Genomic DNA, 16094 nt, shown 5'->3' on the forward strand with positions numbered 1-16094 from the left:
AGATTTGGCTCACGGTTTCTAAAGGTCTGCCTGCCAGACTGGGAGGCAGCCTCTAGAAAGGAGCGAGCGTGAACGTCATCGAGACGCACGGCCTCACCAAGCGCTACCGTCGCAAGCTGGCCGTGGACAACCTGGACATGACCGTCGCCGCCGGCGACATCTACGGCTTTGTGGGCAAGAACGGATCCGGCAAGTCGACCACGATGAAGATGATCTGCGGCCTGGCGCGCCCCACGGCGGGCGAGGCCGTCCTCTTCGGCGACCCCCAGAACGGTGGCGCGACTCCGCAGGGCTTCTCCCGCATTGGCGCGCTCATCGAGAGCCCAGGCGTGCTCGCCAGCCTCACCGCGCGCGACAACCTCGTCGCCAAGGCGCTCGCGCTCGGCATGACGCACGCGGGGCAGGTTGCGGACGACCTGCTCGGCCTCGTGGGCCTCGACCCGACCGACCACCGTCGCGTGAAGGCCTACTCGCTCGGCATGAAGCAGCGCCTGGGCCTGGCGCTCGCGCTCCTGGGCAGCCCTGACCTGCTGCTCCTGGACGAGCCGTTCAACGGCCTCGATCCCGAGGCCACGCGCGCCGTGCGCCTCGCGCTCGTTCGCCTCAACCACGAGCACGGCGTCACGATCATGATCTCCTCCCACGTGCTCGACCAGCTCGACCGTGTGGCCACGCGCTTTGGCGTCATCTCGGACGGGCGTCTCACGGCCGAGTTCACCGACGAGGAACTCCACGAGCGCTGCGGCAGCTCGGTACGCGTGCGTCTCGCGCAGCCAGAGCGCGGCCTCGCCCTGCTCGAGCAGGCGCTCCCGCGGGCGGCCTTCCGCGCGGAGCCCGACGGCGCGCTCGTGGTCACGGGCGTCGCGCTTGAGGAAGTGAGCGCGGCGTGCTTCTCCACCGGCGTCGAGGTTCGTGAGCTCACCCAGCAGGAGCGCGACATCGAGGAGTACTTCGTCGAGCTCATGGGGGCTGGCGAGAAGGACGGGGGCGCCCGATGATCGCCCTGCTCCGTTCGGATGCCTATCGCGTCCTGCACTCCCGCTGGATCTGGGGCGTGGTTGCCATTGTGACGTTTCTCCTGTTCGCGCCAGCTCTCATGATGCGCTGGACCAGCATGGGACCCGTCTTCTACGACGACCTCACCAGCTCAGCGCTCGCCATGACGGGCGTTCAGATGCTTGCCGCGGCCATGGCGTGCATTGTGTGCTGCGACCGAACTGACATAGGGTTTTCCCGCTCGATTCTCTCGTCTTTCTGCGAGCGCGGCCGCACGGTGTGGTTTGCCGAGAAGTGCGTCTTCTCGTTGGCGCTGGCTGCCGTCTTGATCGTGTTCACGTTTGTGGTGGGGCTTCTCGCCCTGCTGGTCTCCGGGGTTCCGGTGGCAAATCCCGAGCCCGCGTGGCAGGTTGCGGCCTGGCTCGGCTGTATGTGGCTCTGCGCCGCGCCCTACGTCGCGCTCACGGTGCTCGTGGCCCACCTCACACGCAGCGAGGGCGTGACCATCGGGTTCGCGGTGCTCAGCTCTGGAGGCCTGCTCGAGGGCGGCATCGTCATAGGTATCGATGCTCTCTGCTACCTTGCCGGCGGCCATTTCCTGGATTTCTCCTCTGCCGTTGCTCCGTGGCTGCCGTCTCAGATTGCCGGCATCGTCGGTCAGGGAGCCGCCGCGCTGCTCTCGACGGACAATGCCGAGCATCTGTCCGCCGCCGTTCGCGCACTCGTCGTCTGCCTGCCGCTCACCGTTGCCGTCACCGCCGCCGACGCGCTGCTCGTCTCGAGGAGGGATGTCGCATGATGGAGCTGCTCAAGTCCGATCTCTACCGCACGGCCCGCTCGCGCTGGCCATGGGTCGTGCTCGCCCTCGTCGCGCTTGCCACCCTGGGCAGCGCCGTCCTCACGATCTGGTGGCCGCTCGAGCCTGGCATCGTCTACGACGGCCTCACCGGGCGCGCAGGCGCCCTGCGCCTCGCCGGGCGCGGGAGCTCCATCGTGCTCGTGAGCACGATCGCCCCCTTCGTGGCCGCGCACCTTTCCTGCGCAGACTCCGATGGCGGCTTTGATCGCACGCTGCTTGCGTCCCTGCGAGGCCGCGTTGCGTACTTTGCCGAGAAGTACCTGCTCACGGTGCTCCTCTCGGGTATCATCCTGCTTGCCTACCTGGCGTTCAGCGGTATCGGGGTCCTTGTGACCATGCGCGCCGTGACCAACGTAGAGCCGTTCTGGCAGTTTGTTGCCTGGGCGGGGGAGGGCTGGCTCGCGGCGTGCGTCTACGCGCTTCTTGTGCTGCTTGTTGGGCAGCTCACGCGCCACCGGGCAATTGCCCTTATTGTCGCGTTCCTGCTGCTCTCGGGTGCCGTGGAACAGGGGTTCTTCAGCTTCCTCCTGCTTGTGAGCGACGCGTTCGGCCTGGGGTGGGCCCCGGCGCTCGAGGCCGCCATTGCCTGGATGCCCTACGTCACCATCGCCGCTGTTGGCAACGGTGCCGCGGACATGCTGGCCGTCGACGCCACCGGCTTTGCCCCGGCTGTCCGAGCGCTCATCGTCTGCGTCCCGCTCTGCCTCGCGTGCGTCGGTCTCGGCACCCTTGTTGGCACGAGGCGTGACCTCGCGTGATGCATGACGTGTTCCTCGAGCAGCTCTACCGCTGGCTGGAGCCGCTCGTAGACTGGTTGCTCGCAAGCTCTAGGATGGAGTGGCTGGTCGGGATCGTGGAGGGGTTTCACATGGCGGATGCGCTCATGCTCGCGGCTGTGCTCGTGCTCGGCCTTGCCCTGGGAGGGCTCTTCGTCATCGCCTGCTATGCAACCGAGCTGGGTCGCCAGGCGCGCTTTCTGACCGCCCGCGACCGTGCGAGCAACGCGCGGCTCACCTGCGGCAGCCGTCTGCCGGGCATGGTGGGTGTGGTCGACGCCGTGAACGCCGAGCTTGCTGCTGCCGAAGCGGAGCGCGTGGAGGCCCTGCGCGCCGCAGACGAGTTCTCGCGTGGTCTTTCCGCGCTCAGCCATGACGTGCGGACGCCGCTCACCGGCGCACGCGGCTATCTGCAGCTGGCGCGAGAGGAAGAGGACCCGGCGCGCAAGGACGCCCAGCTCGCCGCGGCCGACGCTCGCCTCTCGGCGATGTCGGGGCTGCTCGACGAGCTCTTCTCGTATGCCCGAGCCGCCGATCCCGACACCCCGCTCGAGCTTGGCCCCATTGCCCTGCGGCCTCTGCTGGAGCAGGTTCTTGTCGGGCACTACCCCGAGTTCGAGGAACGTGGCTGGGAGCCGACCCTGACCTGCGACGAAGTTCTCGTCGAGGCCGATGGGGAGGCGCTCTCGCGCATCGTCGAGAACCTCGTTACCAATGCGCTGCGCCATGGCTCCGGTCCGCTTTCGGTGCGCGCGCGGCGGACGGGCGAGAAGGACCGTCTCGCCGTAGAGTTCGCCAACTCCGTGGCAGGATCGGATACCCTTGACCCCGACCGCCTCTTCGAACGCTTCTATCAGGCGGACTCCTCGCGCTCAACGGCGGGGTCCGGTCTTGGCCTGTCCGTTGCTGCCAAGCTCGCCGAGGCACAGGGCATGACCCTCGCCGCGCGCCTCGAGGGCAACATGCTCGTTGTCACGCTCGTTGTGAGCGCAGTCTGAAGGGAGAGCTCATGATCGTCACCACCACGAACTCCGTCGAGGGACACCAGATCACGGACTATCTCGGCATCGTCACCGGCGAGGCCGTGAGCGGCATCAACATGTTCCGCGACCTCGGCGCGGGGATTAGAAACGTCTTCGGCGGTCGCTCGGCCGGCTACGAGGAGGAGCTCCAGCAGGCGAGAAACGAGGTGCTCGCCGAGATGCAGCAGCGAGCGGAGGCTCTCGGCGCGGATGCCGTCGTGGGCGCCTCCATCGGCTATGAGACCTTCGAGGGCATGATCATGACCTGCTGCTCCGGCACCGCGGTCCGCCTGCGTCGCGCGTGACGGCGTTCAGGGGATGGCCAACGTTGTTCAGGTCCTTCTCGCTAGCGTGAATTATTCAACGTGATGAGGGTATCCTTTAGAAGTTTGGTACACTCATAAGGCTGTGCGAACTGCGGGCGTGGTGGAACTGGTAGACACGCTGGATTTAGGTTCCAGTGGGGGAGACCCCGTGAAGGTTCGAGTCCTTTCGCCCGCACCAGCGAGAAGGAAGTGGCGGGGCCCCGCCATCAGAGACACTGGAGGAACGTTGAAGATCACCGTTACCGCTGAGAAGCCGTCCGACGAGAAGATGGCTGCCACGCTCACCATCCCCGCCGCCGAGGTCGACGCCGCCATCGCGCGCGCCTACAAGGACATCGCCAAGAAGTACAACTTCCAGGGCTTCCGTCGCGGCCACGCGCCGCGCCCGGTGATCGACGGCATCGTCGGTCGCGAGGCCGTCCTCGCCCAGGCGACCAACGACCTCCTGAGCGCCGCCGAGCCCCTCATGCTCGAGGAGCTCGACGTCACGCCCGTCGGTCGCGTGGACTTCGGCGCCGAGGGCGCCGAGCCCGAGCTCGCCCAGCAGGGTGCCGACTACGTGGTCGCCGCCACCATCGGCGTGCGCCCGGCCTGCGAGCTCGAGAGCTACGACGCCCCCACGATCAACATGCCGCCCGAGGAGGCCACCGAGGCCGAGATCGACTGGCAGATCAACCAGCTCCTCAGCTACCAGGTCACCTACGAGGACGTCGAGGAGGACCGTGCCGTCGAGCCCGGCGACGTCGTCTCCGTGGACGTCGAGAACGTCGAGGGCGCCGGCCACCTCGCCGGCACCAACCGCATGCTCGCGCTCGACGGCCAGCAGGTGCCCGACCAGCTCCAGGAGGGCATCGTCGGCATGAAGAAGGGCGACGAGAAGGCCATCGAGTGGACCCGCACCCACGAGCACGAGGGCGAGGAGCACTCCCACACCTTCTCCGTCAAGGTGAAGCTCAACGCCATCAAGAAGGCCGTCACCCCCGAGCTCGACGACGAGCTCGCCAAGAAGTACGGCTACGACGACGTCGCCTCCTTCCGCGACGCCGTCAAGGAGGAGATCGAGGGCGACAAGAAGACCAGCCTGCCCAACCTCAAGGAGGATCGTCTCGTCGAGGCCGTGGGCAAGCTCCTCAAGCTCGAGACCGTCCCCGAGGCCTACCAGAACGAGATCTTCAACGAGCTCGCCTCCGAGTTCCTCGCCCGTCTGCAGAGCCAGGGTGCCTCGCTCGACATGTACCTGCGCGCCCGCGGCGTGAAGTCCGACGACTTCATCGCCGACCTCCGCGTCCAGGCCGAGGAGCGCGCGCGTCAGTCCCTGGCGCTCGACGCCCTCGCCGCCAAGCTCGGCGTCGAGGTCAGCGACGAGGAGGTGCGCGAGGAGTTCGAGAAGGCCGGCGTCGAGGACGTTGACGCCTCCGTCGAGCAGTGGCGCTCCGAGGGTCGTCTCCCCGCCATCCGCGACTCCATCCGTCGCACCAAGGCCCTCGACTGGCTCGTCGAGAACGCCAAGGTCAACATCGTCGATGAGATCGCCGAGCGCGCCGCCGAGGGCGACAAGGCCGAGGACGCCGAGTAGCCTCGTCTCACGGATCGGAAGCGCCCCGGGCGGCGACCGCTCGCCCGGGGCGCACACATACGAAACGGAGAGCACATGCACCAGCCTACCAACATCCCGCTCATCCCGTACGTCGTGGAGCAGACGCCGCGCGGCGAGCGCAGCTACGACATCTACTCCCGCCTGCTCAACGACCGCATCGTGTTTCTCGGCGAGGAGGTCACGCGCGACTCCGCGAACCTCGTGATCGCGCAGCTCCTTCACCTGGAGAGCCAGGACCCCGACAAGGACATCTCCCTGTACATCGACTCGCCCGGCGGCGACGTCTACGCGGGTCTGGGCATCATCGACACGATGAACTTCATCAAGCCCGACGTCTCCACCATCTGCGTGGGCATGGCCGCCTCCATGGGCGCCGCTATCCTCGCGTGCGGCGCCAAGGGCAAGCGCCTGGCGCTGCCCAACTCGATGGTCCTCATCCACCAGCCGAGCTCCGGCGTCTCCGGCCAGCAGACCGACATCCAGATCGTCGCAGACGAGACCCGCTGGATCCGCAAGCGCCTGAACGAGATCCTCGCGGAGGCGACCGGCCAGCCGATCGAGAAGATCAACGCCGACACCGAGCGCGACAACTACATGCGCGCCGCCGAGGCCTGCGAGTACGGTCTCGTCGACAAGGTCATCACCTCTCGCACCGACCAGAGCCAGGAGTAGCACATGCCCAACAACGACACCGACTCGTTCGGCGGCGAGATGCGCTGCTCCTTCTGCGGGAAGACCCGCAGCCAGGTGAGCAAGCTCATCGCCGGTCCTGCAGGCGTCTTCATCTGCGACGAGTGCGTGCACGCGTGCACCGACATGATCGATGACGCGGAGGTCTCCGAGGAGGGCGTCGAGGGCGGAGAGGGCGCCGACGACGGCCTGCCCATCAAGAACCTGCCCACGCCACACGAGATCTACGACGAGCTCTCGCAGTACGTCATGGGGCAGGAGCAGGCCAAGCGCGCCATGAGCGTGGCCGTCTACAACCACTACCGTCGCATCCTCTCCGGCAACGACGAGGTCGCCGAGGGCGAGGAGGACGTGGAGATCGCCAAGAGCAACATCCTGCTGCTGGGCCCCACGGGCACGGGCAAGACGCTGCTCGCCCAGACGCTCGCGCGCTTCCTCGAGGTGCCCTTCGCCATCGCCGACGCCACCACCCTCACCGAGGCGGGCTATGTGGGCGAGGACGTGGAGAACATCCTCCTCAAGCTCATCACCGCCGCCGACGGCAACGTCGAGCGCGCCCAGGTGGGCATCGTCTACGTGGATGAGATCGACAAGATCGCCCGCAAGGCCGAGAACCTCTCCATCACGCGCGACGTCTCCGGCGAGGGCGTGCAGCAGGCGCTCCTCAAGATTCTCGAGGGCACCGAGGCGAGCGTCCCCCCGCAGGGCGGTCGCAAGCACCCCCAGCAGGAGCTCATTCGCATCGACACCACCAACATCCTCTTCATCTGCGGCGGCGCCTTCGTCGGCCTGGACAAGATCGTGGCCGATCGCATCGGCAAGAAGGGCATTGGCTTCAACGCCGAGGTCGGGCAGAGCGCCGAGAAGAACGAGGACTACCTCATGGAGCAGGTCATGCCTCAGGACCTGCACAAGTTCGGCATGATTCCCGAGTTCCTCGGGCGCATCCCGGTCATCACCGCCACACGCGAGCTCACCGAGGAGGACCTCGTGAGCATCCTCACGCAGCCGCGCAACGCGCTCGTGAAGCAGTATCGCCGCATGTTCGAGCTCGAGGGCGTCGAGCTCGTCTTCGAAGACGACGCGCTCACCGAGATCGCGCACCAGGCGATCGCCCGCGGCACCGGTGCCCGCGGCCTGCGTGCGATCTGCGAGGCCACGCTCCAGGACACGATGTTCGACCTGCCGAGCGACCTGGACATCACCAAGGTCGTCGTCACCAAGGAGAGCGTCGGCGGGGGAGCGTCGCCGCGCCTCGTCAGCAAGGCCCACGGCAAGCATCACGTGGCCTAGCGACGCGGGCTTCGCTCGCCTTCATGCGTCCGGACGGGGACGTCGCCTTCGGGCGGCGTCCCTTCTTGTTGGCTGTCAGAGGCTAGGGGCTAGAGGTTGGAGCCGCCGAGAGCCATGTAGGAGCGGATGACGGCGTCGCGGCGGCGGGAGCCGGCGGGGCAGACCTTGTCGAAGGCGGGCATTATGCCCTTGTAGATGGCGATGACCTGCAGGCGCTTCGCCAGGCCTGCGGCAGAGGCGCGCGACTCCTCGAGCTGGCCGCGGATCTCGTCGAGATAGGGCGAGCGCATGGCGTAGTGCCAGAAGAGGTCGGCTCGGTCGGCGTCGGGGTAGAGCCAGGGGCGGTTGTCCGGCCCTGCGAAGTGGATGATCGCGGGGTCCGCGGCCGCCTCCTCGTACTCGGCGCGCACGTCGGCCGGCGCGTTGGCCACGATGTGGGTGCGCCGCAGGTGCTGCCAGTCCATGAGGTAGTTCCAGCGCATGTGCACGCGGACATAGTTGCCGTCGACAACCTTGTTGAGCACGTCCTGGTCGAGCCAGCGCCACATGCGCTGCGTCGAGAGGGCGAGGAACTCCTCCGGCGTGACGGTCGCCCGGAGCTCGGCGAGGTTCAGGAGCAGCACGCCCGCCTGGAAGTAGTCGTGCGGGTCGCTCATGCCGAGCTCGTTCTTAAGGTAGGGTCCGACGGTGGTGTCGTAGCCGTCGATCTGACCGATCGTGTCGGCGTCGCGCGTGGCGGCGAGCAGGTGGCCCGTCACGTCCACGTCGAAGAGCTTGGCGACGTCGTCGTCGACGATGAGGTCGGAGTCGAGGTAGATGGCCTTGTCGACGTTGGGGAGCAGCTGCGGTGCGAGCAGGCGGTAGTACGTCTCCGGGCGGAAGTGCCCGTGGTGGGGGAGCTCGATGTCTCCCAGCGCCGCATCCACGTCCAAAAAGCCGATGCCAACGTTGTCGGCCTTGGTCTGACGCGTGAGCGTGATCATGCTCGCCGGCGAGATGTTGCGCGTGAGCACGATGATGTCGTAGCGGCGCTCCGGGCTCGAGTTGTCGAAGATCGACTGGATCGCCACGGAGAGGTACGGCACGAAGTTCTCGCTGCAGGCAAAGACGATGACGACGTCGTTGAGCGGCAGGTCGAGGTCGCCCGACGTGCTCGCGAGCATCGTCGAGGAGAGGGGGTTTCTCACGTGCGTGGTCTTGCGCAGCGGCTTCATGTGACCTCGGTTCGTGCGCCTTCAGGGCCTCATAAACTCTACCATGCGTCGCGTCGGCTCTCAAACGTCGAGCAGGGACAGCGCATTGTCTACGAAGAGTCTGCGCACTTCTCCCGAGTCGACACCGCGCGCCGTTGCCACCGCGTCGATGGTTCGCTCGAGGGAGGAGACGACCTCGTCCGCGCATGCTCGCGCGCCCTCGTCCTCCGGCAGGTCGGTCTCGGAGAGGATGAGGCCGGCGGGCAGGATGCGCGCGAACTCTCGGCCGCGACGCGTGGCGAGGGAGCGCTCTCCCAGCGAGAAACGGCAGCCCATGCGAGCGGCGCGCCAGAGGTCGTCAGAGGAGCCGGAGAACCAGTGGAGGACGCAGCGGCAGCGCTCGCCGGCCCCGGTGCGCTCGAGCACGTCGAGGACGGTGCCGGCGGCACGCACCGCGTGGATCGAGAGCACCTTGGGCGCCTCGGGGTCGCTCGTCTCCGCGCACGTCACGCAGATACGCTCGAACGCCCCCAGCTGCGCCTCCCATGTCCCTGCGTGCCTCGGCGCGGCGTCGAGTCCGACCTCGCCGACGAAGCGCGCCTTGGGGAGGACGGCGATCAACGCGTCGGCGTCCTCCGGCCTGCGGACCCACCAAGGATGCAGGCCCGCGGCGAGCAAGACGTTGGCCTCGCCTGCCAGGGGCTCTCGCCAGGTGAGGTACTCGTCCGGCGTCACCGTGACGGCGAGGAGCCCGAGGCCCTCCCGTGCCGCGCTGCGCGCCGTGGCGATGGGGTCGGCGAACCACCCCAGGTGACAGTGGGAGTCAAAGAGGTCGCACTTTCCGGTCATAAGACTCTCCCGCGAGACGCTGGATGCATAAAACAGTCGCTCATGCGACATTTTGCCCTTCCAGGAATCAAAACGTCCATTCGTGTAGCGTAGATTTTGAGTTCAGGTGAATCCGCGATTGCGTTTCCGCAGGTAAAATATAAATCATTTAATGCATCACAGTCGCGAGGCGCGGTTTTGGGCCAAAACTACGCTACACGAGCGAGCGTTTTGATTTCAAATCCGTCGTAATGTTGCACGAGCGAGCTTTTTGAGCACGCCATGCTGTCCCAGCGGAGAAAAGCCGAAGCGAGGACGGGGTGTGCCCACGTGCTATCCTGTTGCACTGATATGCACACGACCGGGAGAGGATGCCCCGTGGAAGAGATGCCCAAGAACTACGATCCCCAGACCGCCGAGCCCGAGCTCATCGAGCGTTGGATGAGTGCCGGCTGCTATCAGCGCTCCAAGGGAGTGGGGGACTGCACCGTCGTCATCCCGCCGCCCAACGTGACGGGCATCCTGCACATGGGTCACGCGATGGATGACTCCATCCAGGACACCTACGTTCGCTACAGCCGCATGCGCGGCCGCTCCACGCGTTGGATTCTGGGCACCGACCACGCGGGCATCGCCACGCAGACCAAGGTGGACAAGAAGCTCAAGAGCGAGGGCGTGAGCCGCCTGGAGATCGGGCGTGAGAAGTTCCTCGACGCCTGCTGGGACTGGACGCGCGAGTACGGCGGTACCATCGTCTCCCAGATCAAGCGCATGGGCTGCTCTATCGACTTCTCCGATGAGAAGTTCACGATGAGCCCCGAGTTCTCCCGCGCCGTGCGCAAGGTCTTCTGCGACTGGTACCACGACGGCCTGATCTACCGCGGCAAGCGCATCGTCAACTGGTGCCCGAGCTGCTGCACCGCCATCTCCGACGACGAGGCCGAGTACCAGGACGAGAAGGGCCACCTCTGGTATCTCCAGTACCCGCTGGTCGAGCCCGTCGACGGCATCGACCACGTGACCGTGGCCACCACCCGTCCCGAGACCATGCTCGGCGACACGGGCATCGCGGTCTCCCCGAGCGACCCCGAGAAGGCCAAGCTCGTGGGCGCCAAGGTCATGCTCCCGATCGTGAACCGCGAGATTCCCATCTTCTCCGACTGGCACGTCGACGCCAACTTTGGCACGGGCTTCGTCAAGGTCACGCCCGCGCACGACCCCAACGACTACGCGATGGGCCAGGCGCACGACCTCGAGCAGATCAACATCTTCGACGAGCACGCCGTCGTCGTCGACGGCTACGGTGAGTTCTCCGGCATGAACCGCGACCAGTGCCGCGAGGCCGTGGTCGCCTGGTTCGAGGAGCACGGCCTGCTCGAGAAGATCGAGGAGCTCGACCACTCCGTCATGCACTGCTATCGCTGCAACACTGCGCTCGAGCCCTGGCTCTCCGAGCAGTGGTTCGTTGCCGTGGACAAGCTCAAGGAGCGCGCGACCGAGGTCGTGAAGACCGGTGAGGTCAAGTTCCACCCCGAGCGCTGGACCCAGACCTACCTCACCTGGATGGACAACCTCAAGGACTGGTGCATCAGCCGCCAGCTCTGGTGGGGCCACCGCATCCCGGTCTTCTACTGCGAGGACTGCGGCTGGGAGGACGCCCTCATGGAGGACGCGGACGTCTGCCCCAAGTGCGGCGGCCACCACGTCCGCCAGGACGAGGACGTTCTCGACACGTGGTTCTCGAGCCAGCTGTGGACCTTCGCCACGCAGGGCTGGCCGGACGACACCTCCGAGCTCGCCGAGCACCATCCCACCAAGGTCCTCGTGACCGCGCGCGACATCATCGCCCTGTGGGTGGCGCGCATGATCATGAGCTCGCTCTACTTCACCGACGAGGTGCCCTTCCACGACGTCTACATCTACGCCACGATCCTGGCCAAGGACGGCAGCCGCATGTCCAAGTCCAAGGGCAACGGCGTCGACCCGATGGAGCTCATGGAGAAGTACGGCGCTGACGCCATGCGCTACAACCTCCTCACGCTCATCACCAACAACCAGGACGTCAAGTTTGACGCCAACATCGACAAGAAGACGCACCAGCTCATCGACAGCCCGCGCACCGAGCAGGCCCGCGGCTTTGTGACCAAGATCTGGAACGCGAGCCGCTTCGTCCAGATGAACCTCGAGGGCTACGAGCCGGGCGCGCCGGCCGCCGTGACGCCCGAGGACGCGTGGATGCTCAGCCGCCTGGCCCGCGCCGTCGCGCACGCGACCGAGCAGCTGGAGACCTACGCCTTCGGCGACTACGCGCGCGAGATCCAGAGCTTCTTCTGGGGTGACGTCTGCGACTGGTACATCGAGCTCTGCAAGAGCCGCCTGCTCGACGGCGCGCCCGAGGAGCGCCTGCAGGTTCAGCGCAACCTCGTCTTCGTGCTGGACACCTGCATGAGGCTGCTGCACCCGGTCATGCCGTTCGTGACCGAGAGCGTCTGGGATGCCCTTCCCGCGAGCGGCCTCGACGACCACTCCGCCGAGTTCCTCATGGTGGCCGCCTGGCCGGAGCCCGAGCGCTTTGCCGAGTTTATGAACGAGCGCGCCGAGAAGGACTTCGAGCTCGCCAAGCGCGTCATCTCCTGCGTGCGCTCCACGCGCGCCCGCTACCGCCTCTCGCCGCGCGCTGAGCTCGACGTCTGCGTGCGCTGCGGCGCCGAGGACGCGGCGGTTCTCGCTGGCCAGGAGGGCTTCGTGCGTTCCGTGGGCCACGTGGGCGCGTTTGTTGCTGCCGCTGACGCCCAGAAGCCCGAGGGCTGCGTCTCCGTGGCCGACGGCGGGCTGGAGATCTTCGTCCACGTGGGCGACCTCGTTGACCTTGCCGCCGAGTCCGCGCGCCTTACCAAGGAGCTTGCCAAGGCCGAGAAGGACCTCGCGGGCGTGGAGCGCACGCTCGCCAACGAGGGCTTCGTCGCCAAGGCGGCGCCTGCGGTCATCGAGAAGAAGCGCGCGCAGGCGGCTGAGCTCACGGCTACGATCGAGCAGCTGAAGGCGCAGATCTCTGACTTCGCGTAGACTCTCACGTACCTGACGGCCCGCCGGCACTTCTCGCCAGCTCATTGGGCTTCGCCCAAAAGTCGCTGGCCGAGAAGTGTCGGCGGGCCTTTCTGTTTCGATTCTCGCGATGGGGGAGAACGTGAACTCGCTGGAGAACCAGGCCGAATCGTACACGGACGTGAACGCGCGGGTCGTGGACGCGTGGGTGGCTGACGGCTGGGAGTGGGGGACGCCCGTCAGCCACGAGCGCTACCAGGCGGCGCTGGGCGGTGACTGGTCGATGGTGCTCACTCCCACGCGCGAGGTCCCGCGCGACTGGTTCTTCGACGACATGCGTGGCAAGCGCGTGCTCGGCCTGGCGTCCGGCGGCGGCCAGCAGATGCCGATCTTCGCGGCGATGGGCTGCGCGTGCACCGTGCTCGACTACTCCGAGGCCCAGATCGCGTCCGATGTCATGGTCGCCGAGCGCGAGGGCTACGAGATCCGCGCCGTGCGCGCGGATATGACGCGCCCGCTGCCGTTCGAGGACGGAGCGTTCGATCTCATCTTCCATCCGGTTTCCAACTGCTACGTGGAGGAGGTGCTCCCCATCTGGCGCGAGTGCTTCCGCGTGCTGGCGCCGGGAGGGCGCCTGCTCGCCGGACTGGACAACGGCTTCAACTACGTCATGGACGACGGGGAGGAGTGCGTCGTGCGCGGTCTGCCGTTCAACCCGCTCCGCGACCCCTCGCTCATTTCCGAGAAGGACCTCCCGGAGTGGGGCATGCAGTTCTCGCATACCCTGGACGAACAGATTCGCGGGCAGATTCAGGCAGGCCTGCGGATCCTGGACCTCTACGAGGACACCAACGGCGAGGGACGCCTCCACGAGCTGGGCATCCCCACGTTCTGGGCCACCTGCGCCGAGAAGCCCGCGTGACTCCGAGAATCAATGGATGCCTGAACTCAACCGAGCTCTGCGGGAAGCGTATCATCTCGTCATTGTTTGATCGCGGTGAGGAGCTGACATGTCCGATACGGCGCTCGAGGTACGTGACCTCTGCTTTGGCTACGGGGACGTCCCGGTGTGGGAGGGCGTGTCCTTCTCGCTGGCGGCCGGGCAGGTGGCGTTTCTGACCGGCCCGAACGGTGCCGGCAAGTCGACGCTCTTCCGCTGCCTGGCGGGCTGGCTGGAGCCCGGCTCGGGCGAGGTTCTGGTCGCCGGCGAGCCCTTCACGGGGCGCATGCGTCTCGCGCCCGGCGCGCTCACCTTCGTGCCCGACGTGCCGAGCTTCTACGACGACCTCACGGCGATCGAGCACGTGGGGCTCGTGCTGGCGGCCAACCGCGCCGACGCCGCCCGCCCGCGTGCGGAGCGGCTGCTCGAGCGCTTCGGCCTCGTCGGGCACGAGCGCCTCCTGCCCTCGGCGTACTCGCGCGGCATGCGCGAGAAGCTCGCGCTCGTCCTGGCCCTTATGCTGCGCCCGCGCGTGCTGCTGCTCGACGAGCCGCACGGCCCGCTTGACCGCGAGGCGTCGCTCGTCCTCTCCGAGGAGCTCGCCGCCGTGGCAGCCGGGGGCACGGCGGTGCTCCTGAGCTGCCACCATGACGTTCCGGGCCTCACTGCAGACGTCAATCTTGTGCTCAGTGACGGCGCGCTGCGTCAGGAGCCCTGAGATGGCCGGCAACCTCGGCCTCCTGGCGCGCCTGCGCCTCCGCCACCTCCGCAGCGGCGCGCGCTTCCTGCTCTTTGCCGCCGGCGCCGACATCGACGAGGACTGCGGCTTTCTCGAGCGCACCTACCAGCTCTACCTCGTCGCCATCTTTGCCGTGGTCCTCGCACTCTCCTGGGCGCAGGTGGTCGACCTCGTCGAGGGCACGCGGGACGCGATGGGCTCGCTCGCGGGCGCTCTCGGGATGCTGCTGCTCGCGGTCGCGCCGTCGATCGCCCTCGTGTGCTGGGCCGTGGCCGCCCTGCGGGAGACCCCGCTGCGCCTGACCTCGCCCGATATCGCCTGGCTCTCGCGCGTTGTGCGCCCGCAGGAGCTGCTTGCCGTCCAGCTCGTCGGGAGCGCCCTGGTCGTGGCGACGGTGTCGGCGCTTCTCGGTTACCTGCTCGGGGTGCTCACGCGCGCGCCCGCACCGCTCGCCTGGTGCCCGCTCGTCGCCTCGCTCGCTCTGGCCGCGCGGCTTCTTGCGCTCGTCCTCGGTCTGGCGAGAAGCGCCGTCCTGCCGCGACGCCGCCGGCTCGTCACGGTCGTCGCAGGCGTGCTCGCTGCCCTTCTCGCCGGGCTTCTGGCGCTCGCGCTGCCGACGCTCGTCTTTCTGCTGGGCTGGCTCGTCACCTTTGGGGCGCTGCTGCTCGACGTTGTGATCGCCGCGCTCGCCCTCTGGCTGGCCTCCCGTTCGGACATGACCTTTATCGTAGATGACAACGAGCTCTACGCTGCCCGCGTGTCCCTGAGCTTCCTTGCGTTCGCCAATGCGGGCGCCTACAAGGAGGCGTGTCGGCGACGTCGCCTCGGACGCCGTCGGCAGGCGAGAAGGACCTGGCACTTCGCGCGGGGGAGCGCGGCGTACGTCTCCCATGCGCTCGTGAGCCTGGCGCGGCAGCCGTCGATGGCGCTCAGCGCTCTCCTGTGGGGCGGCGCGCTCGTCCCGGCGGGAGCCCTGCTCGTCGCCACGGGTGCGAACGCGGGCGTTCTGTTCTGCTGGTTCTTCGGCGTGGCGCTCGCCCAGCGCGAGCCGCTGCCGATCGCCCACGTGTTTCGCGCGGACTGCGCCAACCGGCTCGTCCGGCAGCTGCTGCCGTCCGCGCCGCTGGCCTTGCTTCTGCTCGACGCGCTGCCGCTGCTCGTGCTGGCGCTGGCGGCGTCTGCGGCCGTCGTGGTCCCGATGGCCCACCTGCTTGGGGTCGTCGCAGCGCCTGCGGTCCTGCTCGCCTGGGCCCTGCTTGTGGCGCTCGTGCTTGTCGCCGCCCTCGACGACCCCGGGCATGTGCGCTCCGTGGGATCCTTCCAGTTCACGGCCTTCGCGGGTGGCGTGCTCAGCGTCTTTGCCGTCTGCCTCGTCGGGCTGCTCGGGGCGGTTCCGGCGCTCGCGTGCGCTGTCCTCGTCGACGTCCTTCTCGCCCGGTCGTTGCGGTAGGCGACGCTCTTGAGGTTTGGGTTCACCGTTGTGGCTCGGGCTCGGTGCCCGTTTGCATTTGCGCAGGTCACAGCTTAGTTGCTCAATCGATATCTCGGCGAGCGGTGATAATTGAACCCAAACCGGAAATCGGTTTGGGTTCATCTGGAGCGAGGATCGTCTGGGCAAGATTGTAAAGGTGCTGGTCAGAAGCTTGCGCCAAAATCCCCTACTCCTGATAGAGCAAAATATCGAACCCAAACCTCTCGAAGGGGCCCTACGCCCACCCCAAGAGGTCGCGGATCACGCGGCTGGCACATGATGGGAGGCAGGTAGCTCATCGTGCCCAGGAGTGACCCCT

Annotated in this window: 14 protein-coding genes and 1 tRNA gene; 13 read left to right on the forward strand and 2 right to left on the reverse strand. The window is 67.1% G+C overall.

Going from position 1 to position 16094, the window contains the following annotated elements:
- Positions 1–68 precede the first annotated feature (68 nt).
- The 9 genes from B5F73_RS01075 (at position 69) to clpX (ending at position 7559) form a co-directional block, all read left to right on the forward strand.
- Positions 69–998: an ABC transporter ATP-binding protein gene (locus B5F73_RS01075; protein WP_087225122.1), complete on the forward strand. Its 930-nt coding sequence runs from the start codon at positions 69–71 to the stop codon at positions 996–998.
- A complete protein-coding gene (locus B5F73_RS01080; protein ID WP_087225125.1) occupies positions 995–1795 on the forward strand; it encodes a hypothetical protein in 801 nt (266 codons plus the stop codon). Before B5F73_RS01075 ends, B5F73_RS01080 begins: the two co-directional genes overlap by 4 nt.
- Entirely contained in the window at positions 1792–2613 is an 822-nt protein-coding gene (locus tag B5F73_RS01085; protein WP_087225128.1) for a hypothetical protein, read from the forward strand. The genes B5F73_RS01080 and B5F73_RS01085 overlap by 4 nt, the downstream gene beginning before the upstream one ends.
- On the forward strand, positions 2613–3629 hold the full coding sequence (locus tag B5F73_RS01090) for a HAMP domain-containing sensor histidine kinase (protein ID WP_239379768.1): 1017 nt from the start codon (positions 2613–2615) through the stop codon (positions 3627–3629). Before B5F73_RS01085 ends, B5F73_RS01090 begins: the two co-directional genes overlap by 1 nt.
- 11 nt (positions 3630–3640) lie before the next feature.
- Positions 3641–3958 (forward strand): YbjQ family protein, encoded by a 318-nt coding sequence (locus B5F73_RS01095; RefSeq protein ID WP_087225131.1) that lies wholly within the window; start codon positions 3641–3643, stop codon positions 3956–3958.
- A gap of 112 nt (positions 3959–4070) precedes the next feature.
- A tRNA-Leu gene (locus B5F73_RS01100) sits at positions 4071–4157 on the forward strand.
- Positions 4158–4205: 48 nt separating this feature from the next.
- Entirely contained in the window at positions 4206–5555 is a 1350-nt protein-coding gene (gene tig, locus B5F73_RS01105) for a trigger factor (RefSeq protein WP_087225134.1), read from the forward strand.
- A 75-nt stretch (positions 5556–5630) separates the two neighbouring features.
- Positions 5631–6248 carry an ATP-dependent Clp protease proteolytic subunit gene (locus B5F73_RS01110; protein WP_087225137.1) on the forward strand — a complete coding sequence of 206 codons (618 nt, stop codon included), beginning with the start codon at positions 5631–5633 and terminating at the stop codon, positions 6246–6248.
- Positions 6249–6251: 3 nt separating this feature from the next.
- Positions 6252–7559 carry an ATP-dependent Clp protease ATP-binding subunit ClpX gene (gene clpX / locus B5F73_RS01115; RefSeq protein WP_087225140.1) on the forward strand — a complete coding sequence of 436 codons (1308 nt, stop codon included), beginning with the start codon at positions 6252–6254 and terminating at the stop codon, positions 7557–7559.
- Between the two features lie 89 nt (positions 7560–7648).
- Here clpX and B5F73_RS01120 read toward each other — a convergent pair whose 3' ends face one another.
- Positions 7649–8773: a glycosyltransferase family 8 protein gene (locus B5F73_RS01120; RefSeq protein WP_239379754.1), complete on the reverse strand. Its 1125-nt coding sequence runs from the start codon at positions 8771–8773 to the stop codon at positions 7649–7651.
- Between the two features lie 60 nt (positions 8774–8833).
- Positions 8834–9601, reverse strand: coding sequence for a TatD family hydrolase (locus B5F73_RS01125; protein WP_158094735.1), 768 nt, complete (start codon positions 9599–9601; stop codon positions 8834–8836).
- Between the two features lie 357 nt (positions 9602–9958).
- On the opposite strand from B5F73_RS01125, the gene B5F73_RS01130 reads away from it, so the two are divergent.
- The 4 genes from B5F73_RS01130 to B5F73_RS01145 all read left to right on the forward strand — a co-directional run bounded on the left by B5F73_RS01130 (position 9959) and on the right by B5F73_RS01145 (position 15754).
- Positions 9959–12646, forward strand: coding sequence for a valine--tRNA ligase (locus B5F73_RS01130; protein ID WP_087225146.1), 2688 nt, complete (start codon positions 9959–9961; stop codon positions 12644–12646).
- A gap of 121 nt (positions 12647–12767) precedes the next feature.
- Positions 12768–13547: a class I SAM-dependent methyltransferase gene (locus B5F73_RS01135; protein WP_239379755.1), complete on the forward strand. Its 780-nt coding sequence runs from the start codon at positions 12768–12770 to the stop codon at positions 13545–13547.
- An 88-nt stretch (positions 13548–13635) separates the two neighbouring features.
- Positions 13636–14283, forward strand: coding sequence for an ABC transporter ATP-binding protein (locus B5F73_RS01140; RefSeq protein WP_087225152.1), 648 nt, complete (start codon positions 13636–13638; stop codon positions 14281–14283).
- 1 nt (position 14284) lies between these two features.
- A complete protein-coding gene (locus B5F73_RS01145) occupies positions 14285–15754 on the forward strand; it encodes a hypothetical protein (protein ID WP_087225155.1) in 1470 nt (489 codons plus the stop codon).
- Positions 15755–16094 lie beyond the last annotated feature (340 nt).

This window comes from Olsenella sp. An270 (assembly GCF_002159735.1).
Taxonomy (GTDB): domain Bacteria; phylum Actinomycetota; class Coriobacteriia; order Coriobacteriales; family Atopobiaceae; genus Thermophilibacter.

Bases quoted from the DNA above. Each gene is read 5' to 3' on its own strand.
- B5F73_RS01080 (WP_087225125.1), top strand. From the start codon at position 995: ATGATCGCCCTGCTCCGTTCGGATGCCTATCGCGTCCTGCACTCCCGC.
- B5F73_RS01085 (WP_087225128.1), top strand. From the start codon at position 1,792: ATGATGGAGCTGCTCAAGTCCGATCTCTACCGCACGGCCCGCTCGCGC.
- B5F73_RS01090 (WP_239379768.1), top strand. From the start codon at position 2,613: ATGCATGACGTGTTCCTCGAGCAGCTCTACCGCTGGCTGGAGCCGCTC.
- B5F73_RS01095 (WP_087225131.1), top strand. From the start codon at position 3,641: ATGATCGTCACCACCACGAACTCCGTCGAGGGACACCAGATCACGGAC.
- B5F73_RS01110 (WP_087225137.1), top strand. From the start codon at position 5,631: ATGCACCAGCCTACCAACATCCCGCTCATCCCGTACGTCGTGGAGCAG.
- clpX (WP_087225140.1), top strand. From the start codon at position 6,252: ATGCCCAACAACGACACCGACTCGTTCGGCGGCGAGATGCGCTGCTCC.
- B5F73_RS01120 (WP_239379754.1), bottom strand. From the start codon at position 8,773: ATGAAGCCGCTGCGCAAGACCACGCACGTGAGAAACCCCCTCTCCTCG.
- B5F73_RS01125 (WP_158094735.1), bottom strand. From the start codon at position 9,601: ATGACCGGAAAGTGCGACCTCTTTGACTCCCACTGTCACCTGGGGTGG.
- B5F73_RS01140 (WP_087225152.1), top strand. From the start codon at position 13,636: ATGTCCGATACGGCGCTCGAGGTACGTGACCTCTGCTTTGGCTACGGG.
- B5F73_RS01145 (WP_087225155.1), top strand. From the start codon at position 14,285: ATGGCCGGCAACCTCGGCCTCCTGGCGCGCCTGCGCCTCCGCCACCTC.